The organism is Paenibacillus sp. M2 (assembly GCF_046713495.1).
GTDB classification, from domain to species: Bacteria; Bacillota; Bacilli; order Paenibacillales; family Paenibacillaceae; genus Paenibacillus; species Paenibacillus amylolyticus_B.
Window position 1 is genome coordinate 2430988 of sequence record NZ_CP169648.1, and the last position, 26307, is coordinate 2457294.

General features: G+C 48.0%; 20 protein-coding genes. 14 read left to right on the forward strand and 6 right to left on the reverse strand.

Translation table 11 applies throughout. From position 1 onward, the window contains the following. The first annotated feature begins 36 nt into the window (after window positions 1-36). From ACETMN_RS11275 to ACETMN_RS11300, 6 genes are all read left to right on the forward strand, one after another. Entirely contained in the window at window positions 37-1023 is a 987-nt protein-coding gene (locus tag ACETMN_RS11275) for a BadF/BadG/BcrA/BcrD ATPase family protein (protein ID WP_091017389.1), read from the forward strand. 63 nt (window positions 1024-1086) lie between these two features. Continuing rightward, a complete protein-coding gene (locus ACETMN_RS11280; RefSeq protein WP_091017388.1) occupies window positions 1087-1524 on the forward strand; it encodes a GNAT family N-acetyltransferase in 438 nt (145 codons plus the stop codon). 219 nt (window positions 1525-1743) lie between these two features. After that, window positions 1744-2202 (forward strand): MarR family winged helix-turn-helix transcriptional regulator, encoded by a 459-nt coding sequence (locus ACETMN_RS11285; RefSeq protein ID WP_091017386.1) that lies wholly within the window; start codon window positions 1744-1746, stop codon window positions 2200-2202. Then, the gene (locus ACETMN_RS11290) at window positions 2199-5366 is read left to right on the forward strand and encodes an MMPL family transporter (protein WP_091017384.1); all 3168 of its coding nucleotides are present in this window, start codon (window positions 2199-2201) and stop codon (window positions 5364-5366) included. Before ACETMN_RS11285 ends, ACETMN_RS11290 begins: the two co-directional genes overlap by 4 nt. 205 nt (window positions 5367-5571) lie before the next feature. After that, window positions 5572-6198: a GDSL-type esterase/lipase family protein gene (locus ACETMN_RS11295; protein ID WP_017689264.1), complete on the forward strand. Its 627-nt coding sequence runs from the start codon at window positions 5572-5574 to the stop codon at window positions 6196-6198. A 92-nt stretch (window positions 6199-6290) separates the two neighbouring features. After that, a complete protein-coding gene (locus tag ACETMN_RS11300) occupies window positions 6291-7352 on the forward strand; it encodes a phosphotransferase (RefSeq protein ID WP_143786535.1) in 1062 nt (353 codons plus the stop codon). Window positions 7353-7465: 113 nt separating this feature from the next. Here the strand turns inward: ACETMN_RS11300 and ACETMN_RS11305 are convergent, their stop codons facing one another. From ACETMN_RS11305 to ACETMN_RS11315, 3 genes are all read right to left on the reverse strand, one after another. Further along, window positions 7466-8143, reverse strand: a complete 678-nt coding sequence (locus ACETMN_RS11305) for a tetratricopeptide repeat protein (protein ID WP_091017381.1) — start codon at window positions 8141-8143, stop codon at window positions 7466-7468. 14 nt (window positions 8144-8157) lie between these two features. Next, a complete protein-coding gene (locus ACETMN_RS11310; protein ID WP_091017379.1) occupies window positions 8158-10146 on the reverse strand; it encodes an elongation factor G in 1989 nt (662 codons plus the stop codon). Window positions 10147-10287: 141 nt separating this feature from the next. Continuing rightward, window positions 10288-11163, reverse strand: coding sequence for an AraC family transcriptional regulator (locus ACETMN_RS11315; RefSeq protein ID WP_091017378.1), 876 nt, complete (start codon window positions 11161-11163; stop codon window positions 10288-10290). A gap of 191 nt (window positions 11164-11354) precedes the next feature. Between ACETMN_RS11315 and ACETMN_RS11320 the strand changes: the two genes are divergently transcribed. Both ACETMN_RS11320 and ACETMN_RS11325 read left to right on the forward strand, forming a co-directional pair. Next, on the forward strand, window positions 11355-12872 hold the full coding sequence (locus ACETMN_RS11320; RefSeq protein WP_091017376.1) for a tagaturonate reductase: 1518 nt from the start codon (window positions 11355-11357) through the stop codon (window positions 12870-12872). After that, window positions 12869-14383 (forward strand): UxaA family hydrolase, encoded by a 1515-nt coding sequence (locus tag ACETMN_RS11325; RefSeq protein ID WP_179198556.1) that lies wholly within the window; start codon window positions 12869-12871, stop codon window positions 14381-14383. Before ACETMN_RS11320 ends, ACETMN_RS11325 begins: the two co-directional genes overlap by 4 nt. A gap of 104 nt (window positions 14384-14487) precedes the next feature. Here ACETMN_RS11325 and ACETMN_RS11330 read toward each other — a convergent pair whose 3' ends face one another. From ACETMN_RS11330 to ACETMN_RS11340, 3 genes are all read right to left on the reverse strand, one after another. Continuing rightward, complete coding sequence (locus tag ACETMN_RS11330; protein WP_411736142.1) at window positions 14488-15228, reverse strand: hypothetical protein; 741 nt, start codon at window positions 15226-15228, stop codon at window positions 14488-14490. Beyond that, entirely contained in the window at window positions 15209-16165 is a 957-nt protein-coding gene (locus ACETMN_RS11335; protein ID WP_091017373.1) for a helix-turn-helix transcriptional regulator, read from the reverse strand. The genes ACETMN_RS11330 and ACETMN_RS11335 overlap by 20 nt, the downstream gene beginning before the upstream one ends. Window positions 16166-16603: 438 nt before the next feature. Then, the gene (locus ACETMN_RS11340) at window positions 16604-18631 is read right to left on the reverse strand and encodes a beta-galactosidase (protein WP_091017372.1); all 2028 of its coding nucleotides are present in this window, start codon (window positions 18629-18631) and stop codon (window positions 16604-16606) included. Window positions 18632-18759: 128 nt separating this feature from the next. On the opposite strand from ACETMN_RS11340, the gene ACETMN_RS11345 reads away from it, so the two are divergent. The 6 genes from ACETMN_RS11345 (at window position 18760) to ACETMN_RS11370 (ending at window position 26159) form a co-directional block, all read left to right on the forward strand. Further along, window positions 18760-19593, forward strand: coding sequence for an AraC family transcriptional regulator (locus tag ACETMN_RS11345; RefSeq protein ID WP_091017370.1), 834 nt, complete (start codon window positions 18760-18762; stop codon window positions 19591-19593). A gap of 143 nt (window positions 19594-19736) precedes the next feature. After that, window positions 19737-20525: an alpha/beta hydrolase gene (locus ACETMN_RS11350; protein ID WP_091017368.1), complete on the forward strand. Its 789-nt coding sequence runs from the start codon at window positions 19737-19739 to the stop codon at window positions 20523-20525. Between the two features lie 84 nt (window positions 20526-20609). Next, on the forward strand, window positions 20610-21275 hold the full coding sequence (locus ACETMN_RS11355) for an SGNH/GDSL hydrolase family protein (RefSeq protein ID WP_047842445.1): 666 nt from the start codon (window positions 20610-20612) through the stop codon (window positions 21273-21275). Between the two features lie 12 nt (window positions 21276-21287). After that, a complete protein-coding gene (locus ACETMN_RS11360) occupies window positions 21288-22169 on the forward strand; it encodes an SMP-30/gluconolactonase/LRE family protein (protein ID WP_091017366.1) in 882 nt (293 codons plus the stop codon). A gap of 263 nt (window positions 22170-22432) precedes the next feature. After that, window positions 22433-22771 carry a VOC family protein gene (locus ACETMN_RS11365; protein ID WP_091017364.1) on the forward strand — a complete coding sequence of 113 codons (339 nt, stop codon included), beginning with the start codon at window positions 22433-22435 and terminating at the stop codon, window positions 22769-22771. Between the two features lie 319 nt (window positions 22772-23090). After that, window positions 23091-26159, forward strand: coding sequence for a X2-like carbohydrate binding domain-containing protein (locus ACETMN_RS11370; protein ID WP_091017362.1), 3069 nt, complete (start codon window positions 23091-23093; stop codon window positions 26157-26159). Window positions 26160-26307 lie beyond the last annotated feature (148 nt).

The following is a 26307-nucleotide window of genomic DNA, read 5'->3' on the forward strand; positions in this document are numbered from 1 at the left end:
AGTCTTAATGTGTGGTCTGAAGGGAGATCGTTAAGGATGAATACATATGTAATAGGGATGGATGGAGGAGGGAGTCACACGCGTGTGGCTGTCGCAGATCAGAACGGGAAGATTTTATCCTATGTACAAAAGAATGGTTGCAACCGCTATCACGATACCAATGCTGAGCTAAATGTGCTGGAGGGTATTGCTGAAGCGATAACTCAAGCGGGGCTCAAGTCGAGTCAGATCGCCTCCATTCAGGCAGGAATGGCAGGCTTGAATGAGCCTGAAGATACAATTTGGGCTGAGGCATTGCTCGCTCGTACGGGGATTACAGGCAGGATCAGTGCGGTAAACGATACACACATCGCACATACAGCGGCCTTCGACGGTGAGCCAGGCATTGTCGCTATTGGAGGAACAGGATCTCTGATCCTTGGCAGAACCGAACAGGGAGCTTGGCTCCGCAACGATCAGTTCGGTCATTATGCGCCGACAGCAGCACGTTTTTTAGCTTACGACACAGTGCATTCCATCCTCGCGGGGCGTTATGGGCCGCAGGACCAAGCTTGGATTGAGCAGGTGTTGAAATATTGGAATGTTGCCTCAATTCGAGAGCTCGCTGCGCTGGGGATAGCCGGTTTTGCCGAAAATAAACAGGCGACCAACCGGAAATTTGGTCAGATGGCGTCTATGGTGACGGAAGCTGCTGCCCGGAATATTCCCCTCGCAGTTAGGGTGTGCGACTCGGCTGCCGATACGGCTGTTGTGGGAATTCTCATGCTGGCGTCCTGTTTCGATCAGCCCACAGTGTCCATGACGCTTACCGGAAGCTGTCTGAGTTCACCATATATGGTGAAGGCTGTTCAGAAAGGACTGGATGTTACTTACAGGGCCGATGGGAAAAGAATTCAGTACATAACCAGTGACTTGTTGGCAGTTGGGGGCGCACTGCTGGATGCTTATCATTTGGCGCAGATCAACGTATCGGATAACATCTCAACTGTGCTTCAATCGGAGCTGAATCGGCACACGACTTGAACTTTTAGAGGCTAACGACTACAATACGATAACGGAAACAAGCAAGGTATAGGAGGAATCAAGGTGTTAATTAATCTGAAATCACGCATACGGGAGCCGGAAGTACAGGAACTGTTGTCCTATTCGGTCTTCCCTGATCCGGATCACTTGAACCGTGCGTTGCAACAATATGTAGAGAAAGACGAACTGCAAATGGCCGGTTACGAAGATGAGGGACAATTGATCGGTCTCATTGGATATGAGAAGACAGGAACAAGTGAGGTTACCATTCATCATATCTCGGTTTTGCCTGAAAACCGCTTTAAAAATTATGGACGTGGTATGATCTCACAACTGTTGGCAACATACAATCCCGATAGACTGATCGCTGAGACCGAGCTGGAAGCCGTCGAGTTTTATCGGAATACGGGGTTCGTGGTATATAGTCTGGGTGAATTATATCCAGGTGTGGAGCGATTCCGTTGTGTGCTTGAAAAAGAGGAAGATACAGACGAAGAGTAGCACAGAGGTCTTTTATTACTTTAAGAAATATATGGATTATAATCATTACAGGATGTTGGATTTGGCAATAAGCTGAGTCGGACGTCCTGTTTTTTTGTCGTTTTCATCTAAAAAGCAGGAAAAAAGTATTGCTTTGTGAGATTGTTTCATTATAGAATAGTTTCACAGAAGAATAGTTCGTTAAGTGAACTATATAGATTTGGGAAAGGAGAATGAAAAATGAATACACCGGATGCAAAAAGTTTGGTGAACCGCTATTTGGATGCTTCCTTTCTGGTCAATAAGCGGTTTGATACCCGGATACGTGAACAAGTGGGGCAGACCATAACAACCGATCAGTTCTGCGCACTTCGTCTGATTGAAGAGAAACCTTCCTGCACACCCTCTGATCTGGCAGAGCTTCTGTGCATAGGCAAGAGCAGCATTACCGCTTTGGTCAACAAGCTGGTGGATCGCGATCTGGTCCATCGGGCCGGGGATGAGCGTGACCGCCGTGTTGTATATCTGACACTGACGGATACCGGACGACAGGTATACAGGGAAACAGAACAGGAAATACAGCAGATTCTGGAGCCGTATCTGGTTCATTTTAAACCGGAAGAGGTTCGAATTTTCATTGAATCTTTTGAGAAGCTTGCAGCTTTGCTAACGCATGAAGGAGGACAGGAGAACGAATGAGAGCGATACTAAAAGCAAGATGGTGGTTAATGGGGCTATGGGTTGTTGTAGCTGCCGTGTTGATGTTTACTGCCCCTAACATGAGTGAACTGATTCGGGAAAAGGGACAGTTTTCGGTTCCGGAAGGGTACTCTTCCACCCAGGCAGCAGCAATTTTGAATGAAGCTGCAGCGCAAAAGGGAGAACAGCAAGGCAGCCAGATCGCTCTTGTATTTTATAATCCGGAAGGTCTGGGTACCACGGGGAAACAAGAGGCAGAGAAGGCTGTTAAAAACTTGGAGGCCGACAAGGAGAAGCTGGGCATTCTGTCCATTCTGGAACCTTTCTCTCAGCCTGAACTTTCAGAGAAGATGATCTCAGCTGATGGCAAAACGATTCTAACATCGCTATCCATTGATCAGGGAGATCGTACGGTCAAGGAAATGCGGGAAGACCTGAATGAAGCATTGAAGTCCGTCAATGTGGAGCACTACATAACCGGTAAAGGTCTGATTGATGAGGACACCATTGAGAGTTCCCAAGAGGGGCTTAAGAAATCGGAATATATTACCGTTGTCTTTATTTTGCTCATTCTGTTCCTGGTCTTCCGTTCGTTTGTAGCTCCGTTTGTCCCGCTGCTGACGGTGGGGATCAGTTACATTGTATCGCAACAGATTGTTGCATTCCTGGTGGATGGGATGGACTTCCCGATATCCACATTTACGCAGATCTTTATGGTCGCCGTCATGTTTGGGATTGGTACGGATTACTGCATCCTGTTGATCAGTCGGTTCAAGGAAGAACTGGCTCATCATGAGAATACGTGGGATGCCATCATTGCGACCTATCGTACTGCCGGTAAAACGGTACTCTTCTCAGCACTGGCTGTGCTGGTTGGATTCATTGCGATCGGATTTGCCCAGTTTATGTTGTACCGCTCTGCGGTTGCCGTAGCTGTAGGTATTGCTGTGATGATGCTTGCCTTGGTGACCATCGTACCATTCTTCATGGCGGTGCTGGGCAAGAAGTTATTCTGGCCGTCGAAGGGTTCACTTGAACATGCGGAGAGCAAGATCTATGGTGCAGCTGGTCGCTTTTCACTTAAACGTCCATGGGCTGCGTTGCTCATCGTTGCAGCGGTCTGTGTGCCTCTTCTGGCAACCTACGATGGCAAACTGTCGTTCAACAGTCTCGATGAGATTGGCGAGAAATATGATTCCGTAAAAGCATTTAACATTATCTCTGACAGCTTTGGTCCGGGTGAATCGCTGCCGGGTCAGATCGTCATCCAGAACGATGAAGCGATGGATAATGCAAAGTATATGGCCGTTGCGGAGAAAATTAGCCGGGAAGTAGAGAAAGTAGCCGGAGTCTCTGGTGTCCGTAGTATGACACGACCTACGGGGGATGAGATTAAAGATTTTGAAGTTACACAGCAAGTCGGAACATTATCGGATGGACTGGGTGAAGGCAAGACGGGTCTGGACAAAATCCGTGATGGTCTGAGTGAAGCCAGCAGTCAGCTAAGTAAAAATGAACCACAGTTAAAAGAAGCTGCTGATGGAGCAGGTGAACTTACTAAAGGAACCTCCCAGTTGCAATCGGGTATCACGCAACTCAGTCAGGGACTTGGGCAGATTGAAAAAGGCATTCGAGATGGTTCCGCAGGTGCAGGGGATCTGAAAGCAGGACTCCAGCAAGCGAAAACGAGTGCAGATCAGCTTGCGCAGGCGAACAATCAGTTGCTTGAAGCCTATCGTCAGGCGGGAGCAGGGGTCGCTGCATTGGGGGATGGAACCCGCGAACTGGAACAACAGCTGAACGGGGTTTCAACAGCTCTAACCAGTCTGTCTGAATCCTTCACAGCACTTGAAGAGCGTTATCCTGAATTGCAGCAAGATGCTGATTACCAGCGTATCAAAGGCACGATTGGTGAAACCGGTTCTGGCACAGCGCAGCTTGCTCAAGGTTTGGGTCAGATTAAGACCAAGCTTGGAGAAGCCGCAGCTGGAATTAATCAGGCCAATGAAGGGTTTGCCTCCGCAGCAGCCGGACAAAAGGCACTTTCCGATGGCCTGAGCCAGATTGTAACGGGAATCGGTCAGTTGCAATCCGGTCTCAAACAGGCTGCGGATGGTCAGGGTAAAGTGATTAGCGAAATTCCTTCCATTCAGGATGGACTTGGCCAGCTTCAGGGTGGTCAGGAGAAAATTCAGCAAGGCTTCTCCGATCTGAGTGGTCAGCTGACACAACTGACAGATGGATTGAATCAAAGTGTCGATGGTATTAAACAGGTATCCGGGGGACTGGATTCGGCACAGGATTATCTGACCCAACTGCAAAATTCACCTGATTCGGATCTGGCAGGCTGGTACGTTCCTGAAGAAGCACTGAACAACAAAGACTTCACACAGGTGTTTGATACGTATCTGTCCGAAGATCGGAAAACGATGACGATTGATGTTATTTTCGCCGAAAATCCATACGGCACAGAAGCCATTGATCGTGTTCCTGACATTGAGGCGGCAGTACATCGCGCGGTACAAGGCAGTACGCTTGAAAAAGCAGACATCGCCGTAGGTGGCGTTACGAGTACGTTTGCAGATTTGCAGGAGATCTCGAATAACGATTATACACGTACTGTAATGTTGATGCTGGCGGGTACATTCATTATTCTGGTTGTGCTGCTTCGCTCGGTCATTATGCCATTGTATCTGATCGTTTCCTTATTACTGGCTTATTTCACATCGATGGCTTTAACCGAAGTGATCTTTGTTAATATCCTCGGATTTGCAGGCATCAGCTGGGTTACTCCGTTCTTCGGATTTGTCATGCTGATTGCACTTGGTGTGGATTATAGCATCTTCCTGATGGACCGTTTCAATGAGAACAAAGGCATGAAGGTACAGGATGCGATGTTGTACGCGATGAAGAACATGGGAACCGTCATTTTATCTGCAGCGGTCATTCTGAGCGGTACATTTGCTGCGATGTATCCATCCGGTGTTCTCTCGATGATGCAGATTGCCACAGTAGTCCTTAGCGGACTGATCTTGTACTCTCTGCTGTTCCTGCCATTCTTCGTCCCAGTGATGGTGAAGATGTTTGGCCGGGCCAACTGGTGGCCGTTCCCGAACAAGGAACAATCAGATTCCGTTGATTCGGATCGAACCATAGGCATGTAATGCATTGCAATGGATTAGGCTCTGCCGCGTTATGCGGCAGGGCTTTTTTCTTTTTCTTCCTCTACAGAGAAGAAATATGGTTTTATGCAGCAAAAGAAAGGTACATGCCTAAGGACACCATCCCGCGCCTTGTCTTGCCTCTCATCATAAGATATAGAGCAGTTCATTATTGTTCAGAGACATCACAGCAGAGAGGGGCGACGGGATGGTATATCGATATGTGGCTATAGGAGATTCATTAACGGTAGGTACAGGAGCGTTGCTGGGCACCGGCTTTGTTCCTTTATATCGGCGAATGGCAGAAATGAATGTTCGTACGTTTGTATCCATGGAAAATATGGGCGTAAATGGACTGACGTCGGGGGAAATGTTGCAGATGATCTCTTCGCATCCCCGAGTGCGGCAATCGCTCCGTGAAGCGGATATCATTACCATATCTATTGGCGGGAATGATCTGATTCGTACGTTCAAAGCAAGTAATGGCATTCCAAATGCCAGCAAAATGACACAGGTGCTCGGAGAAACCCGCAGTAATGTATCCCAGATCATGCGGCACATTCGGCAGTTAAAGGGTAACCATGAGTATATGGTCCGATCCATCGGATTGTACAACCCGTATCCACAAGCGACGGAAGCTGCCTACTGGGTGCGCCAATATAATTCGTTTTTGAATGGAGCGGGATCAGGCAACTATGCGTGTGCTCAGGTGTATGACAGGTTTGAAGGTCGTGAGCGTGAACTGTTGTTCTGGGACAGAGTACATCCCAATGCAAGAGGATATCGTGTCATTGCAGAGCAGCTTAATCGGACGGGATATTATCCGTTCTCTTGATCACTTTGGAACAGAACTAGACCGAGCGATGGACTTCCTTTAAGATAAATAGAAGACAGTTCCATTTTGTGAGATAAAGGGGTTAATTTTTGGTGCAAAATATCGATTCCGGTTCCCTCCATCCTTCAGAGCAGCAACGTATATCCGAAGTGTTGGCCTCATATGGTTTCACATCGGACTGGAAAGGTGAGCGTGGAAAGGGTGGGATGAATAATTCTACCTACATGCTCCATATAGACGGGACGAGTTACGTCATGAGACAATATGAGACACATAATGATCCGATGAAAATCACCTTTGAACACAAGGTGTTGGAAGCCCTCCAACATTCGAACTTTAAGTTTGATACTCCTTCACCTGTTAGACGGTTATCTGGCGAGGGAGATACATTCCTTCCTGTAAAAGATCCCCTCACAGGTCATACCAAAATTGCAACGCTGTTTCATTATCGGGAAGGTGTCAATCCCATCTGGCATAAGCCAGACCAATTATTTGGCCTCGGTAAAGCGGCGGGGGCCCTGTCTTCTGTTATGGCAACGCTGGATATACCCCTTGATCCTGTATATCCACCGTACTATCGAATTCAGGATTCGTATCCGCTCTGTTCACCAGAACGATTATTACAGCTATGTGCATCGCCGCCGGAGCAATTGGTCGCATGTGCGCATGAGCTGAAACAACTGAGGGATGGGCTACCAGGTCTGTTTGAAGCTCTGCGGGGAATGGAACAGTTGCCGCATCAATTGGTCCATGGAGACGTGAATGCTTCGAATGTATTGGCAGATCAGCAGGATGGTGAAATCTGTGCCATTTTGGATTTTGAATTTGCGACATGGGATTTGCGGGTCATGGAGTTAGCTGTTCCAATGTCTGACCTTCTGACCATGGACAAGAGTGAAGATTGGATGTGGCAGGCACAGGAGGGACTGATCAGGGGATTTCGGGAACAGGTCAGCCTGGAACCGGAAGAGTTGCTGGCCATACCTCGATTGATTTTGCTGCGCAGTCTGGATGTGGTCATGCATTTCATCAGTCGGATGTTTGAGGGTACAGATGAGCCGGAAGTGGCTGTGGAGCAGATTGTGAAACTCAAACTGCGGATGGACTGGATGCGTCTTCATAAAGAACGACTGCGTGAGATATTGGTGTATTAATATCGTTGTTAAGAATAAAGTGCACTGGTTCTGCTCATACGAGGGCAGAGATCAGTGCACTTTTATTGGTTAGCAGAGTGATATATGCAAATTATAGCGTATAGCGGATGAAATTATAATCCACGTTTGCGGAACCAACTGCGGACAGCCCAGCGGCGCTCCTGACGTTTCTTGTATTTGGGTAACGAACGATAGACGTTCAACGATTGCTCGTAAGCCTGCTTCGCGTCTGCATTGCGCCCAAGGGAACGGTGAACCGAGCCAAGCAGATAATAAGCTTCACTGGAAGAGGAATGAATCTCCTGAAACTGATGCACATAATCCAGCGCTTTGTCCTCATGCGTATCTTTGAAGGCTCCAGCAAGGGTTAGGTATGGACGTCCGTACTTGACTCTGGGGTTGATCTCGAGGGCTTGCAAAATATGACGTTCGCCTTTTTCGATGTTGCCCAGATGAAGTTCAGTCGTTCCTAGTGCCTCCCAATACTCAGCCGATTGTTCGTATGGGCGCTCCAATTCAAGCAATAACGTATGTGCCTCATTGTAACGCTTGCGCTCAATCAGCAGGCGAGCCAGCTCCAGCTTGGAAGAAACTTCATTGGGGCTCATAGCAAGTTGTTGCCGAAGCCGGGAGATGTTACGCATACGTTTCAGAGGTTTCGTGAAGCTTGGGAATACGCCAACATAGCGACGATCCAGGAAATACAGTATAACGAGTAAAATGAGGATGGCAATGAACGGATTACCTACAATCCGCCATAGAAGGCCAAAGATAAGAAATTTAATAAGCACAGGTTCAACTCCATTTATGATGTAATCGCGTTTCGTACACTTAAAATATACTTCGATTGATCCAGCGGGTTAACTCCTCTGCGCTTGCGAGCATGAGTCACATCCGTAGGACAATCCTGATATCCGGCAAACGAAGTCGTAAGCACCCCGCGGCCACTTGTCTCGGAACGCAGTTTCACCGGATAATCCATTGAGGTGGCAAGAGGCATAACTCCTTCAATAATACAACGTCCGCTACCAATGACGGGGGCTTCGAAGGTTGCCCGCATATGTACCAGATCGCTAAGGGCCTTACCACCGTATTCTTCGGGGACCGTCAGCCGGAACTGAAGAAGGGGTTCCAGCAACGTGGTACCTGTTCTCGACAATCCATCCATGATTCCCATAGGCGTGGCTACAACAAAATCCAGCGGATGTGTATGCCAGACATGATGTTCCCCTTCTACCAGCGTGATGCGCAGATCGGTTACTTCCCAACCGAGCATACCTTGAGACAAGGCTTCCGGAATACGTCGTTCAACTTCATTTTGATAACGTAATAGCAGATCGTCTGTCCTTACGGTCGAGGCATAGATCAGACCGCTTCCGCGAGGCAAAGGTTCAATCTTGAAGCGGAGGATGGCCCAGCAGGGCTTAGGCATCGTATAGGCGATGTAACCTTCTCCGGCTGTACGGGGTGTCTCCTTATAGATGACGGATGGCGGATCAAACACGACATCCAATCCGAAACGACTCAGCAACAGGCTGGATAAAATCTCAAGCTGAATGGTTCCCATGACCTTGAGATGCAGTTCTCGTTCCTCCGGCAACCATTGCAGGTCGAGTAAGGGATCTTCATCCGTCAACTCTTGCAATGCTGCAACAAGATCGGGGTACTGTGCCGGGTCCTTGCCATGTACTTGTACGGTCAGCAAAGGTACAGCCATCTGTGGCAGAGGAGGTACACCCTCAGGATTGCCGATAATGTCACCCACATGTGTGTCACTCAGTCCGTACAGCACAGCAATCTGTCCCGCGTGAACGGCACCGGTATCCGCCCATTTCCGTCCATCCATGCGGCGAATCTGTGTCACTTTCTCTTCAAGCTCCCGCGTCGAATTATGGATGGTATCCCGATTATGTAAGCTGCCACCATACATACGGACGTAAGCCGTACGTCCCATCGTGCGATCACGTTCAATTTTGAACACAACACCGGATACGGGAGAGTCCACTGGTTGTGCAGGTGCAGGCAGGAAGGCAAGGACCGTGTCTAGCAATGCCGTGACGCCAATTCCTTTGCCGGAAGCCCCATAACACACAGGGAACATCTCACCCTGATGCACATACCGCAGGAATGCTTCATTCAGATCCCTTTGCGATAACGGAGTCTCCTGGATGTAGGCTTCCATGACCTCTTCGTCCAGCTCGGCAAGTATCTCGACCAGACCTGGAATGGAAGGTGTCCCATCGGACAGAGAATCTTGATTCGGGTTCCATAGGGAGTCGATGCCATGAAATGAATCTTCATGGAGCTGATAAGCTTGGATTTCACATGCGAAAGGGGACAGGGTGGAACGAATCTGCTCCATTACCGCTGGGGCAGACGCGCCAATCCGATCCATTTTATTAATATAAATGATGGTTGGGATGCGAAGTGAACGAAGGGCATGCCAGATGGCTTCACTCTGGGACTGAATGCCTTCAACTGCCGACAGAATGAGAATAGCGCCATCCATTACCCGTAGCGTTCGTTCTACTTCGGAGCTAAAATCAATGTGACCAGGCGTATCAATGAGGTCAATGATGGTGTTCTTCCAGATCAGAGAGGTCATGGCTGCCTGAACGGATATGCCACGTTCTTTCTCAATGTCCAGGGAGTCTGTGGCTGTTGTTCCATCATCTACACGTCCCGGACTGCGGACGACACCACTCTCAAATAACATATGCTCGGTGGTTGTTGTTTTCCCCGCATCCACATGGGCGAAGATGCCAATATTCCTGCGATTCAATTCGTTTAACATGGAATGCTAAGCTCCTCTGACAACGGAATGCAATGTTTCCGACAAGTAATAATCCAGATTATCATACCACATCTTCCATATGGAAGAATATGTGGATATATATGATTAGATCCAGGAACCTACGTCCAGTCTGGTTCTATTTTAACGAGAACTGTTCATGGTTCTGCGGTATGCTGCGGGCGTTGTACCGGTTAATTTTTTGAATTGACGGTAAAAATGGGGCAGACTGTCGAACCCGCAAGCATCGGCAACGGCTGCCATCGTCTCATCACCTTGGACCAGATGCTCTTTCGCCATAATAACCCTTCGTGCTAATGCATAATCCGTTAGAGTCATACCCGTGTATCGTTTGAATGCACGACTGAAATGGGCAGGGGATACAGAGGCGTACTGCGCCAGTTCAGGGAGGGACAGGCTACTCCGAAGGTTATCGTCAATATGAGAGATCGTAGAAGAGAGCCATGAGGGACCCGGAGCGGATTTACCAGGATTCGCAGGTCCCGCTGCTTCCAGACGTTCCAGAAAAATGAGTAACAGTTGCAGCCTTAACAGGGCCGCATGTGCGCTTAGATGATGACCGAGCTGGAATTCGGTCTGAATATCATCAATGAGGGCGGCCACCTCTGATTGCTCCTCTGTGTTCAAATGTCTCTTATACACACGTTGTTTACGACAACGTTCAAACAGGCTTAGCAAGGAAGAAGCAGCGCCTCCGGCGGTCGATGCCAGTAAGCCCGGGCTGAAGAACAATGCGGAAGATGTGACAGGATTGCCTGCATCCGGCAGGGCTCGATGAACCGTGCTGCCCGGTATAATGAACAGATCGCCTTCCTGCATATTCTCAAGTCCTGTATCAATAAAGATGCTTCCCTGTCCACGATATACATAGATAATTTCATGCCAGTCGTGAAGGTGATCTGGCAACTCGTTCTGAGGGGATTTGGTGTCGCTGTACACCAGGCGGAACGGAATACCGGATTCTGCTTGAATAGTCGTACGAACAGGTGAACGTTCCATAAAGCTCCTTTCCAGACGATCGTCTTCAACGAGATGTTATACCTGGTCATGAGAGAGTATATTTACCGCAATATAAGCAATTTAATTTCCTTTTATTGATGATACAATGAATTTAAAGCGTTTACAATAAAAGGGTGCAGAGCCTTCGAGCTGCATTCCGACAGTACAAATAATCGATGAGGTGAGTGTCCATGTCGGCAAGCACGAAACGGCCAAGGTTGAAGCTGAATTTACTGGGGAGCGATGGTCAGCGCAAGTGCAAGGAGATTATGGAGCGTCCCGTGAAGGTTTTGCAGATTGGAGAAGGTAATTTCTTGCGGGGATTTGCAGACTGGATGCTTCATGAGAGTGCCAGACAAGGCAAATTCCATGGAAGTGTAGCCGTTACCCAACCACGACCGGGAGGCAAAGCCAAGCTGGAGCAGATTCGTGATCAGGACGGATTATATACGATGATTACGCGTGGTCTGTCTCAAGGAAAGCCGGTTGAGCGGACAGAGTTGATCTCCATTTTCTCACAGTGTATCAATCCGTATGAGGAATGGGATGCCTTTCTGAACTTGGCGGAACTGCCTTCACTTGAGTTCGTTATTTCCAATACAACCGAATCAGGATTGAAATATATGCAGACAGACTATATCGAGGGTGAACCGATCCAATCATTTCCGGGGAAATTAACGGTTTTCCTGCATCAGCGATATTTGAAATTTGATGGTGATCCATCCAGAGGTTTGATTCATCTGCCATGCGAGCTGCTTGAAGGCAATGGTGACGTGCTGCGCAGTTGTGTCCTCCGTCATAGTGAGGATTATGGGTATTCGGATGGTTTCCGTTCATGGATCGAGAACGATAATCACTTCTTGAATAATCTGGTAGATCGAATCGTAACAGGTGCGCCGACCCAGGAGGAAGCTGATTCCCTGACAAATCGCTGGGGGTATGAGGACCAGTTGATTAATACGGCAGAGCCATATCATTTCTGGGCCATTCAGGGTGATGAATCATTGGACAAAAAACTTCCTCTCAAGCAGGCAGGTCTTAATGTACATTGGGTGAAAGATCTGAAGCCTTTTCAGGTACGCAAGGTTCGTATTTTGAATGGGGCGCATACCTTAATGTCATCCCTCGGCATTCTGCAAGGCAAGCAGCATGTGAGAGAAACGATGGAAGATCCACATTTTGGCACATGGATCAGGGAAGCTGTTCATCAGGAGATCGTGCCTGCTCTGGATATGCCCGATCATCAGCTGGACCAGTACGCAGAAGAAGTGTTCGAACGGTTCCTTAACCCATATATTGATCACAAATTGCAAGATATTGCTTTGAATACGATCGGAAAATTCAAGGTGCGTGTGCTGCCTACACTTTTGTCTTACGAGCAAAATCAGGGAAGTTGGCCAGAACGATTAATTCATGGATTTGCTGGATTATTGTGTCTCTATCGTCCGGTAAATACGCCAGAAGGTTACAAGGCACAACGACTGAATGGGGAAGATATTCTGCTGCGGGATGACCCGGATGTCCTGGCTGCTTTGGCTGCACACTGGGATGGTTATGACACGCTTAACAGGGATCAGAACCAACTGGATGACCGGGTATCGGCTGTGTTGTCGGATACCCTGATCTGGGGCGAAAATCTGGATGCAAGAGAAGGGCTGCGCACAGCTCTTGTTCGTGAAATCGGTTTGTTGGAAGGTGAAGGGAAATGAACACAACAAGTACAATCAATGACTGGATTGCCATTCAACCACAGGATGATGTCATTATAGCGCTTCGTGACTATGCCAAAGGGGAACAAATTACACTACCAGAGGGAGTTTCTTTTAATTTGCTGGATGACGTGCCCAAAGGGCATAAGATTGCTGTGCATACGCTGGCACCGGGCGATGATGTGATGAAGTATGGTTTCTCCATCGGGATTGCCCAAGAGCAGATCGAGCAGGGAAGCTGGATTCATAGTCACAATCTGAAGACGGGTCTGCACGGATTGCTTGAATATGAGTACCAACCGGGAGTCCAGATTCAGACAGACATGCCTCCGGAACATCTGCGCTCATTCGATGGATATTTGCGTCCCAATGGTGAAGCAGGTATCCGTAATGAGATCTGGATTGTCAATACGGTCGGGTGTATCAATAAAGTGTGTGAAGCTTTGGCACGTATGGGTCAGTCCCAGTTTGGAAGCCGGATAGATGGTGTATTTCACTTTCCACATCCATTCGGGTGCTCACAGCTTGGTGATGATCTGAAGTATACACAACAGTTGCTGGCCTCCTTGGTGGAGCATCCGAATGCAGGAGGCGTGCTCGTCATCGGTCTGGGCTGTGAGAACAATCAGGTCGATGAATTCCGTGAGTGTATTGCTCCGGAATACCGCGGCAAAGTACGGTTTCTCAAAGCACAGGAAACGGATGACGAGCTTGAGGAAGGGCTTCGACTGATGGAAGAACTTGTGGAGATCGCTGAACATGAACAACGGCAGCCGCTTCCGCTCAGCAAACTCAAAATTGGTTTGAAGTGTGGTGGTTCCGATGGTTTATCTGGCATTACAGCCAATCCACTGGTCGGTGCTGTTGCTGATATGTTGGTTGCTGCCGGGGGTACGGCTATTCTGACGGAAGTTCCGGAGATGTTTGGTGCGGAGACGATCTTGATGAACCGGGCTGCCAATGAGCAGGTATTTCACGATTTGGTGGACCTTGTGAACGGCTTCAAGCAATATTTTGTTAACCATGGCCAGAACATCTATGAGAATCCTTCACCTGGGAATAAGGCGGGTGGCATCACAACACTAGAGGAAAAGTCACTTGGATGTACGCAAAAGGGAGGACGTTCTTCCGTTGTCGACGTTCTGCGCTATGGCAAACGTGTAACTCAAACCGGTCTGAACATTGTAGAAGCACCTGGTAATGATCTGGTGTCTGTAACGGCACTGTCTGCGGCGGGTGCACATATTGTGCTCTTCACAACAGGGCGGGGGACTCCCTTCGGAGGTCCGGTACCTACCGTCAAGATTGCGACCCAATCCGATCTGGCGAATCGCAAAAAACACTGGATTGATTTCAACGCAGGCCAGCTGTTGGAGGGGCAGACGATGGATGAGGTGAAAGTACAGCTGTTCAGCCAACTGATTGACATTGCTTCCGGACGGTCACACACACTCAGTGAGCAGCATGGATTCCGGGAAATTGCCATATTCAAGGATGGCGTAATTCTCTAAATCCATTCTGTATAGAGGCTTTTAATTGTTTGGGTTACATTATAATATGATGAACCACAGCCAATTCCGGTTGAAATCTGCACTACAACCGGGATTGGCTTTATTTAGATTCCACGGATGCCAAGCGCTTTGGAGATGCTTGATAATGCGGCAGGTGAAGCATGTTGCTGTAGTTGCGCAGTTAACAGTTCACGTGCCTCTTCTATGCTGCCTTCAAATGGCTTAATGCCATGACGTTGCATCCAGTGATCTGCGGTTTCATATGCGGAGCTGTTCCATGCAACTTTGCCTTCTGCGAGCCCCTCTTTTTCTTTGGTTCCACTGATCACAATGGCTGCACAGCCCTGAAGGTCCAGAAGTCCACGGTCAAATGTTTTTTTGTCCTCTTTTGCCCCGAAACCGGCTTGTGATCGCAAGGCACGTCCATCAATGCCTTCCTGTTCTGCAACTAACGCATGGAGTTTGAACGCTTCACGGGAGAGCAGACCCGCTTCATACTGTTCCTTGATGGTTCTGGAATCGGCCAGCAGTCGGTGTACCCAAGGGAAGTATTCAGATGAGACAAGAAGCGCTTTCTTTTTGACAAATTTTCCATATGCAGCAATGCCCTCTTCAGCCAGGCGTGAACGCCATAACCAGGGATCGAATTCATCATCCTTGTGCCAATTTTCTTTGGGGGTTAGCGATGATAGAGAAGGATATTCGGCAAATAGTGGAGCCAGAGGCAGCAGCCCCATAGACTGGATACGCTGTACTGCTTCTTCGTACGTTATAACGGCTTCATATGTCATGATATCAGCAGGCTCCTTTTTGTGTGTAGTCAGGCTACGACTTGGTTGAAGCAAGGTATCTCCGGCTCACTTCCTCGGCATGCTGACGAATCTCACTGCGAAGTTCGAGGGGTTCGATCACTTCGGCTTCACGTCCCAATCGGTAAAAGAATCGTACGGCCCAGTCCCATTCCCCTGGTGGACAAAGGAATGATAATTCCCAGAGATCCGGGGCAATTTCAATCATCTTTTCACCAATATGTTCGTCCTGTTCAGCTTCAATCATTCCCTTATAACTCAGTTGTGCCTTAACCAGGGTTGGCGGCTGTTCTGGAGGGATCGGCTTACTCTGCTGTTGCTCCGCCTGTTCGTTAAGCACCTGTGCATCCTGTGGTTCGATCGCTTTGACTTCGATAATTCGGTCAACCCGGAACAGACGCTGTTCACCATGTTCGAGGGAATATGCTTCACAATACCAGAAGCCAGAGGAGGCATATACCCGTGTGGGACAGATATGCAACCATCGCTGTCGTGATGCGGAGCGATACAGCACACTAAGCCACCCGTGTTCGGGTATACATGCCAGCAGTGCGTCCAGATGAGGAAGAATGTAATTGCGGTCTGGAATATGATGATACAGCTGTTTGAGCATGGGATCAATTCGCGACATGATATCATCGGGAATGATGGCCTTAACTTTGTTCATCAGGGTCAAACGTTTCTCATGAAAGGGTGTGTCGGCGTAGCGACTTAGACCTTCAAGAGCGAATAGGAGCGTCGCTGCTTCTACCGGGTCCAGCTGTAATGGGGGTAATACGTAACCCTCCATCAGTCTGAAACCGCCTCCCGGACCGGAAATGGCGATAATAGGCACATTCATCTCGGAGAGGGACTGAATATCCCGAAGAATCGTGCGACGGGAAACTTCAAATTTCTCACCTAATGAGTGTGCCGTTTCGTGACCATGCTGTAATGCCATTACGATGGCAGCAAGCCGATTTGTTCTGTTCATGTCAGCCACTCCGTTTCGATCTGCGCCGCCGGAAAGTGAAGTCGTAGTTATATTTCTATTGTAACAAAGTATAAGTGACATCATGAGTGTCACCAATATTTGAACTGTTCATTATTTTATAATGGATCAGCATCAGGATTCACAAGCATGTTCCGGCAGGCTTTGTTAAAATGTGTTTCTCGTCCAATTCGCTTTGCATACTGATATTTCCTTCTATCAAAAATACCACAGATCATGCCAAAAACCCGCATCCGGTGTAGACGGATACGGGAAGTAGCAGTTTTTGGCTTACAGAAGACGATAAAGGTCTGAAATCTATACCAATATCCTCGCTGAAGACAATAACAAGTATAAAAGGAATGAATATGTGACACTTTGTATCACGGGTATTTCTATCACATTATATTATTTCGAATGATTTCAATGAAGTGAAATCGCTTATTTCATTTCGAGCAGTTGCACTCCACGGGCTTCAATCTCAACACTTCCCGAAAGCTCACGATTGGTGAGCAGATCATGTGCTTTAGCTGTTCCCAGATCATAGGATTGCGTGGTTTCGTTATGGTTCATGACAAACAGGTACGGTTTACCGTCTTTGGTTCGTGCGCTTACTTCAACACCTTCTGGTGTCTCAAGCAAGGACTCTACGTTCTTGGCTGCTGCAAGCTGTCCCAGCAAACCATCCAGGAAGCGCTCATCCGGGTCGGATGCAACGTACCAGGCTTCACCTTGACCAAAGGTATTACGTGTCACAACAGGCATGCCTTTATAAAAGTCGTCTCCATACTCCGCGATGACTTCGGCTCCTTCACTGTGCAGCAGGTCACACAGCATGCCGCAGCCATAATCTCCTTGAAGATCACCGTACGTTTCTTTGAGGACAATGCGGTTCTTTTGCTCAGGCAGCAGGGCATCAATCTCCTCCACCCAGATTCCGAGCAGTTTACGGAGTTCTCCCGGATATCCACCTGTAGTCACGAGATCGTTCTCGTTCACAATGCCACTGAAGAAGGTCGTCAGGAATGTTCCACCTGCTTCAACATACTTCTCCAGTTTGGTGGCAAACCCTGGTTTTACCATGTAAAGGACAGGGGCAAGGACAATGTCGTATTTGCTTATATCCGTATCCACACTGATGATATCTACCTGGATGTTGCGACGGAAGAAGGCTGCGTAGTATTTATGGATCTGATCCACATAGTTCAGGGCAACCGTAGGTCCGCTTGATTTTTCGATGGCCCACCAGTTATCCCAGTCGAACACAATCGCTACTTTGGATTCAACAGATGCATCCAGCGTGGTATCTCCAAGGATCTGCAATTCCTTACCCAACTCAGCGACTTCGCGGAATACACGTGTGTTCTCATGCCCAGCATGCTCAATAACTGCACCATGATACTTCTCACAGGCACCGATGGAGCGGCGAAGCTGGAAGAACATAATGGTATCGGCCCCGTGCGCAACAGATTGATAACTCCACAGACGCATGACACCTGGACGTTTCAGTGAGTTATACGGCTGCCAGTTCTGCTGACTTGGTGTTTGCTCCATCAGCATGAACGGTTGACCATCCTTCAATCCGCGCATAAGGTCATGAGCCATTGCCGTGAAGCTGACAGGAGTGGCGAGACCAGGATAACTGTCCCAGGAGACGATATCCAAATATTTTGCCCATTTGAAATAGTCCAATTGTTTGAAGAATCCCATCAGATTGGTAGTAACGACGGAGTCCGGAATATGTTTTTTGATCGCATCGTATTCCAACAGATAACAATCCAGCATGCTGTCGGAGTTGAAGCGAGAGTAGTCCAGCGAGATGCCCTGGAACGTTGAATTATTGTTACCCCAATGTTCGCTCAGGTTGCTTGGTAATACAATCTCGTCCCAATCGTAGAAGGTATGCCCCCAGAAATTTGTGTTCCATGCTTTGTTGACCTGTTCCAGAGTCTGATAGCGTTCTTTCAGATACACGCGGAACGCTTTCTCACAGTTGTCACAGTAGCACTCACCGCCATATTCATTGGAAATGTGCCATACGAGAACCGCAGGGTGATCCTTGTATCGTTCGGCCAGTTTATCTGCAATCTTCTCAGCGTATTTGCGATAGGTCGGGCTGTTGGGACAGGAATTATGGCGCCCACCGAATTTGCGTTTGCGTCCATCGGCATCTACACGAAGCACGTCTGGATATTTCTTCGCCATCCAGGCCGGATGGGCAGCAGTGCTTGTTGCAAGGCATATATAGACACCATTTTCATATAAACGATTAATTAGTTGGTCGAGTTCTTCAAAACGGTAAGTAACTTCATCAGGCTGAATCAGTGCCCATGAAAATACGTTGATTGTGGCAATATCAATGCCTGCCAATTGGAACATGCGCAGGTCTTCAAGGTGGGTTTCGTGATCCCACTGTTCCGGGTTATAATCGCCCCCGTAGAACATTTTGGGCAGTTTGCTGCTAATCAATGTGTTCACCTCTTGTATAAGAATAATCCTATACTATATGATACATATGACTTTTAAAATATAATAAAAGTAATGACTCATATAAGAATACGGAAGTTTATTTCAGCTTATACCCAAGGAGGCATCCCATGTTTATCTCCCCCCGACATCAACGATATTTCATGACATCACGTGATCAGCCGCTGCCCCTTTATATTGAGAGCCTGGGTTATAACGGCAATCAGGAGAAGGTGTCCAGACCTGTGGGGTATCCCTGTTACCACTGGCTTCAGACCGTGAAGGGAGCCGGAGAATTCAAGTTTGCCGGGTCCACGGTCATACTGGGGGAAGCATCAGGTATTTTGCTGCCACCGAATGAACCGCATGAATATGTGCGCGCCCAAGGAGAGTGGGAGACCCTTTATATTACATTTGGCGGTTCCCAGTGTCCGGCAATCTTGGAGTCACTTAGTCTGGGTGAAGCGGCGTTCCATCAGTGGGAGCAGAGCAGTCCGTTCAACGATTACGGCCAGGTAGTGCTGAATTCAATCAGAAGTGATCAGGATTTGTCGGGACTCGAGGCGTCAGCGGATATATACCGATTTTTGATTTTGCTCAAAAAACATGGCATGACGGGCAATCGGTCTTCGATCTCTCATGCCGTGGAGAGACTCGCTCCGCTCATTGCATTCATGGAACAGCATTATGCGAATCCTGAGATTGGTCTCGAACATATGGCTGACGTCACGGGGATCTCATCCAGACATCTGAACACCTTGTTCAAGCAGTCCTTTGGCATGACAGCCTACAGTTATTTCATTTTGCTGCGCATTCGCAAAGCCAAGGAAATCATGACCGCAGACCAAAGACCCACGATTAGGGAAACTGCAGTTAGGGTAGGGTTTCGCGATGCAAGCCATTTTGTAGCAACCTTTCGCAGGATTGAGGGGGTGACTCCTGAACAGTTCCGTAATTTGTACTAACATGTACCCAAATGAACAAAAAGTGATGCCAGGAAGGTATTGATGCGTTAGGGTCATTACCGTTATGATGGTATCGATTCCTGAGATTCGAAAACGTTTAAACGGACCCATGGTTCCGTTCTATTTGGAGAGGATGATTGAAGATGACAACAACGATACCCTTATGGGATCATGCTGCACCATATGCAGCCCAGGGCCATGAAGACGAAATGCCACATTTGATTCCATTTATTCACCCTGGTTCAGAGAGCGCTGTCATTGTGTGTCCAGGTGGCGGTTATGGATTTTTGGCTGATCATGAAGGTGCTCCAATAGCTGAATTGTTGAACCGTGCAGGTATAAGTGCATTTGTCCTGAAATATCGGGTGGCGCCTCACCAGCATCCTGCACCGATAACAGATGGTCAGCGTGCCATACGTTATGTTCGTGCGCATGCTGAGCAGTATGGTATCAACCCTGCCAAGATTGCAGTACTCGGTTTCTCCGCAGGCGGACATCTCACAGCAACATTGGGAACGCTATATGACGAGGGACAACCGGATCATGAGGACCTCATTGAACGCCAGAGTTCACGCCCGGACCGAGTTATTCTCTGTTATCCGGTCATTACGATGGAGTCCTATGGACATGCCGGTTCCCGTGAGAATTTGCTTGGGTCTGATGCGTCTGCCGAGCAGATCAAGGCTTTCAGTGCGGAGCAGCAGGTGAGAGCGGATGCTCCTGAAGCGTTCATCTGGCACACCAGCGCTGACCAGGCAGTGCCTGTAGAGAATAGCTTACGTTACGCACTTGCATTGGGTGAGCATGGCATTCCCTATGATTTGCACGTTTTTGAAAAAGGTTCACATGGTCTTGGATTGGCTGAGGACAACCATGCGATTCGGGTATGGTCGGATCTGTGTCTCACATGGCTCAAGAATCAAGGCTGGTAATTTTTCTGGCCGGTATCAAGTGAACGGTCCTGACTAATCGAGTAATCCGTATATTAGCGCTTTGAAGCGAAGGAGAAAATAACGATGAAATTGCAAAAAAACGACAAGCTTTTGTTTATCGGGGATTCGATTACAGATTGTGGTCGGGAGCATCCTGTAGGTGAAGGCAGTTCAGGTCTGGGCCATGGTTACGTAGCGCAAGTGTATGCCCTCTTGCGGTCCATCTATCCGGAATTGATGTTGCGTGTCCAAAATGTGGGTAATGGTGGAAATACGATTCGTGATCTGAAACAGCGCTGGGATCGTGATGTGCTTGACCTTAAACCGGACTGGCTGACGATCATGATTGGCATTAATGATGTATGGCGTCAGTTCGACAACCCATTGTCAACAGACTCACATGTGTTTCTTGAAGAATACGAATCCACATTGCGTGAACTGGTGGCTTCGGTTCGTCCCAACCTGAAAGGTCTGGTACTAATGACGCCTTATTATCTTGAGGCCAATCCGGAAGATCCGATGCGGGCAACGATGGATATCTACGGAGAAGCGGTACGCAGGGTAGCCAGTGAGTATGATGCGGTGTATGTGGATACACAGGCTGCATTTGCTCCATTTTGGGATCATTTCTATACGTCTGTGTTGACTTATGACCGGGTACATCCAGATGCAACGGGCCATATGGTACTGTCCAAAGCATTCTTGGATGCCATCGGATTCGAATGGTCAGGCGGCGTCAAATCTGAATAAGGACGTGATGGCATGAGCGACGTAACTGTAGCAGTACAAACCCCGGCATTACTGGGGGAAGGACCAAGCTGGGATGCGGAGAACAATCGATTATTGTGGGTAGATATTGAAAGCTTTAAGGTGCATGTGTATGATCCGGCTACAGGGCAGGATCAGGCTTATAATGTCGGTGAACATGTCGGGGCTGTTGTTCCCTATCGTGGTGACGAAGTTTTGGTTGCTTTACGCAGTGGATTCCATACGTATCACTTGCATACGGGTGAGCTGCATGCCATTGAGGACCCCGAACAAGATAAGGATACCAATCGTTTTAATGATGGAAAATGTGATGCGAAGGGCCGCTTCTGGGCAGGCACGATGAGCATGAATAATGAAAGCAAAGCCGGATCGTTGTATTGTTTGGAGCAAGGGCAACCCGTTCGCACAATGGTACAAGGTGTGTCTACATCCAACGGCCTGGGCTGGAGTCCGGATCGGCAGACCATGTATTACATTGATACCCCGACACGTTCTATTGACCGGTTTGATTTTGATCTGACGGCAGGTACGATACAAAATCGGACAAGTGTCATTCACATACCGGAGGAATTCGGTTTTCCGGATGGGATGACGGTTGATGGTGAGGGCATGCTGTGGGTTGCGCACTGGGGCGGAGGAAGAGTTACTCGCTGGAACCCGCATACATCAGAACTGTTGCAACAGATCGAGGTGCCGGCAGATCAGGTAACATCCTGCTGTTTTGGTGGACCGGATCTCGAAGAGTTATACATTACAACAGCACGTATAGGGATTAAGGAAGAACGTCTGAAAGAGACACCGGATGCGGGCTCACTTTTTGTCATCAGACCGGGAGTTAAAGGGCAAAAGACTCACGCTTATGGTAGCCAGCAATAAACAGGAGCCTATGTAGTGAACCTTAGTGAACTTCTGTCTTGTTTGCCAGGTAAGATACGATTTCATTTTTTAATCTTATATAAAATGTACAAAGGTGCTGTTCTAACAGCATCTTTTTTGATTTAGATTATCGTCTGTATAGAACAAAAATAAAACGACTTTTCATTAAAGTAACGGACCAAATAGTTCCATTATGTGGTATTATTTGGATTGAAGATGAAGCTCTACGGAGGACGTATTAGATATGTAGGAAAGGTGTAATTATGAAATTAAATCATCTGAACCTAACAGTTACTGATGTTCCAGCTGCTCGCGAGTTTTTAGAGACTTATTTTGGTATGACATGTGAAGGTACGAGAGGAAACGCATTTGCAGTTATGTTTGATGATGAAGGTTTTATTCTCACCCTAATGAAGGGTAAAAACGTACTCTATCCAATGACTTTTCATATCGGATTTCCCCAACCAACCGAACAAGAGGTTGACAGGATATATAGTCTTTTGAAAGACAATGGTTTTGAAGTAGACGCACCTAAGCATGCACACGGTTATACTTTTTATGTTGAAGCCCCTGGTGGATTTACTGTTGAAGTCTTGTGTTAATCTATATCCCATTGAAGTCGCTATTTTAGCGGCTTTTTTGTTGTATAAACAAGTTTAAACACTGAAAAAAATTCACAAAAATCGGAATTTCGACAGAGGGGTTTGGAGATTGCCAGCGAATGTTATTTATTGAAAGTATTATCCAGATAACCACGAATCAAGAACAATTATGTAAGCGCTTAACGATATGACTGGAAGGGGGTGAGGCTTCTTGTATCAAGGGATGCATTGATTCGTCTGGCACGCCATCATCAGCACGATGAGACAGCGGGGATAGACCGAAATGCAGTAACGAAGTAGAAGAGGAGGATAAGTTGATATGAGAACGTTTATGGGGAAATTGCGAATGATGAGCCTGACGGTTGCCGTAGTAACCGCCTCGCTGGGAGGACTTGCTGGAACAACAGCGGCGGCACCAAGTGAAGCTTATGAGTGGAAAAATGTGGTGACGGGTGCAGGAGGCGGGTTTGTACCGGGCATTATTTTCAACGAGTCGGAAAAGGATCTGATCTATGCCCGTACAGATATCGGGGGAGCCTATCGCTGGAATGCGGCTGACGAGAGGTGGATACCCTTAACGGATTTTGTCGGCTGGGATGACTGGAACAAGAATGGTGTGGACGCACTGGCTACGGACCCAGTTGATCCTGATCGGGTGTATATGGCAGTTGGGACGTATACGAATTCGTGGGACCAAAATAATGGCTCCATCTTGCGCTCTACGGACCGGGGAGATACATGGCAGACCACAACACTTCCGTTCAAAGTTGGCGGCAACATGCCGGGACGTTCAATGGGAGAACGTCTGACCGTGGACCCAAATGATAACAGTATTCTGTATTTCGGTGCACGAAGTGGTCATGGGTTATGGAAAAGTACCGATTACGGTGTGACCTGGAACGAAGTCACAAGCTTCCCGAATCCGGGAAATTATGTGCAAGATCCTTCGAATGAATATACCAGTGACATCGTAGGTCTGGCATGGATTACGTTTGACAAAACAACAGGTTCGGCAGGGCAAGCAACCCAGACCATCTATGTGGGTGTTGCGGATAAAGCTCAAAGCGTGTATCGCAGCACAAATGGCGGCCTGACCTGGTCAGCTGTTGCTGGTCAACCTACAGGTTATCTCCCGCATCATGGTGTGTTTGATTCAGACGGCAGCCTCTATATTACCTACAGCGATGGTGTTGGACCGTATGATGGGGCAAAAGGTGACGTGTGGAAACTGAATACGTCGACAGGTGTCTGGACCAACATCAGCCCTGTTCCAAGCAGCAGCACGGATAATTATTTTGGATATGGCGGATTGGCTGTTGATGCTCAGAATCCCGGTACATTGATGGTTGCGACATTGAATTCCTGGTGGCCTGATGCCACGTTGTTCCGCAGTACAGATGGCGGAGCGACGTGGACACGCATATGGGAATTTGATGGATATCCGAACCGGAAGTTACGGTATACACAGGATATTTCGGCAGCGCCATGGCTCACATTTGGTACCAATCCTGCCCCACCCGAAACAACCCCGAAACTGGGCTGGATGATCGGTGATCTGGAGATTGATCCGTTTGATTCGGATCGCATGATGTATGGAACAGGTGCTACGATCTATGGAACGAAGAATCTGACAGACTGGGATGATGATGAAAAAATCAATATTTCAGTGATGGCGAAGGGGGTTGAGGAGATTGCCGTACTTGATCTGATCAGCCCGCCAAGTGGTGCACATTTGATAAGCGGGGTGGGGGATGTCTCCGGATTCCGTCATAACAATCTGGACCAGGCGCCAGCTACCATATTTACGAGCCCGAACTATTCTTCCACAGAAAGTCTGGATTTTGCAGAGTTAAGTCCAAATACGATGGTTCGCGTAGGTAAAGCAGATTATGCTGCTGATCCAAATGCAAAATCCATTGGTTTGTCGAGTGATGGGGGGACTACGTGGTATAAGGCCAATGCAGAACCTGCCGGCACAACCGGAGGGGGGACTGTAGCCATCTCTGCGAATGGTAACCGACTCGTATGGAGCACGTCAGATAAAGGTGTACATTATTCGACTGGCGGCAATTCATGGACGGCAAGTACGGGCATACCTGCACAGGCGAAAGTGATTTCGGATCGTGTGAATCCAAACAAATTTTATGGATTTGCAGCGGGTAAAATCTATGTGAGTGTGAACGGTGGTGCTACTTTCACGGCATCATCTGCGACCGGACTTCCGATGGAAGGAAATGCCGATCTGGATGCCGTTCCAGGTGTTGAAGGCGAACTCTGGTTTGCAGGTGGTAGTGAGGAAGAAGGTCCTTATGGATTATGGCATTCCACAGATTCAGGAGCGACATTCACAAAGCTTGCCAATGTAGAGGAAGCAGACAGTATCGGATTTGGTAAAGCGGCCCCTGGGCAGAGCGTTGTTGCGTTATACACGGTTGCACAGATCGATGGAACACGTGGATTCTTCCGCTCCGATGACGGTGGTGCCAATTGGGTTCGTATCAATGATGATCAGCATCAGTATGCTCGTGTAACCACAATTACGGGTGATCCGCGTTTGTATGGAAGAGTATATCTCGGAACAAATGGCCGCGGAATTTTGTATGCTGACCGTGTTGGAGGTAACAATGGCGGGGGTACTCCAGTGACCAACTCTGCGATTACACCGGTTACAGCCGAATTTGATCGCAAAGCAGGCAATCAGGTTAATATTCCAGTCACGTTAACACTTAACGGCAATACACTTGCATCCATCCGTAACGGGAATGCAACGCTGGTTCCAGGTACAGATTACACGTTGACAGGCAATGAGGTCGTATTAAGTAAAAACTACCTGGCTTCACTGCCAAATGGCGCAGCGACGCTAACCTTTCAATTCAGTGCAGGCGACCCTGCGACCTTGAATCTGCTCATTAAAGACACGACAGCTGCACCTGTTGGAACCATACGCATTGAGATGTTTAACAGCAACACTTCAGCGACGGGCAGCTCGATTAGTCCCAAATTTAAACTGACAAACACAGGTACTACAGCCATGAATCTGTCTGATGTGAAAATCAGATACTATTACACGATAAATGGTGAACAGCCTCAGAACTTCTTCGCTGACTGGGCGACAGCTGGCAGTTCGAATGTAACAGGCACGTTCAGTGCACTCAATCCAGCTCGGACAGGTGCTGACCACGTGCTTGAGATTGGATTCACAGCTTCCGCTGGAACTCTGAGTGCAGGACAAAGCACGGAAATCCATACGCGCATCTCCAAGAACAATTGGACCAACTATACTCAAACGGATGATTATTCTTTTGCAGGTAGTCAGACTTCCTATACGGACTGGTCCAAAGTCACCGGTTATATCGCGGGAAGTCTCCAATGGGGAATTGAACCATAAGTGAGTGATTTAACGAAATAAAGGATTGAAATAGGGGTCCTGATTCGCCAGATGATCAAATGGCGAGTCGGGGCTTCTTATTTTGTCGAAATATAGTGTAAACTATAGATAGTTACCATTGCTTAAAGGATCGTTTTAGGATATAAAA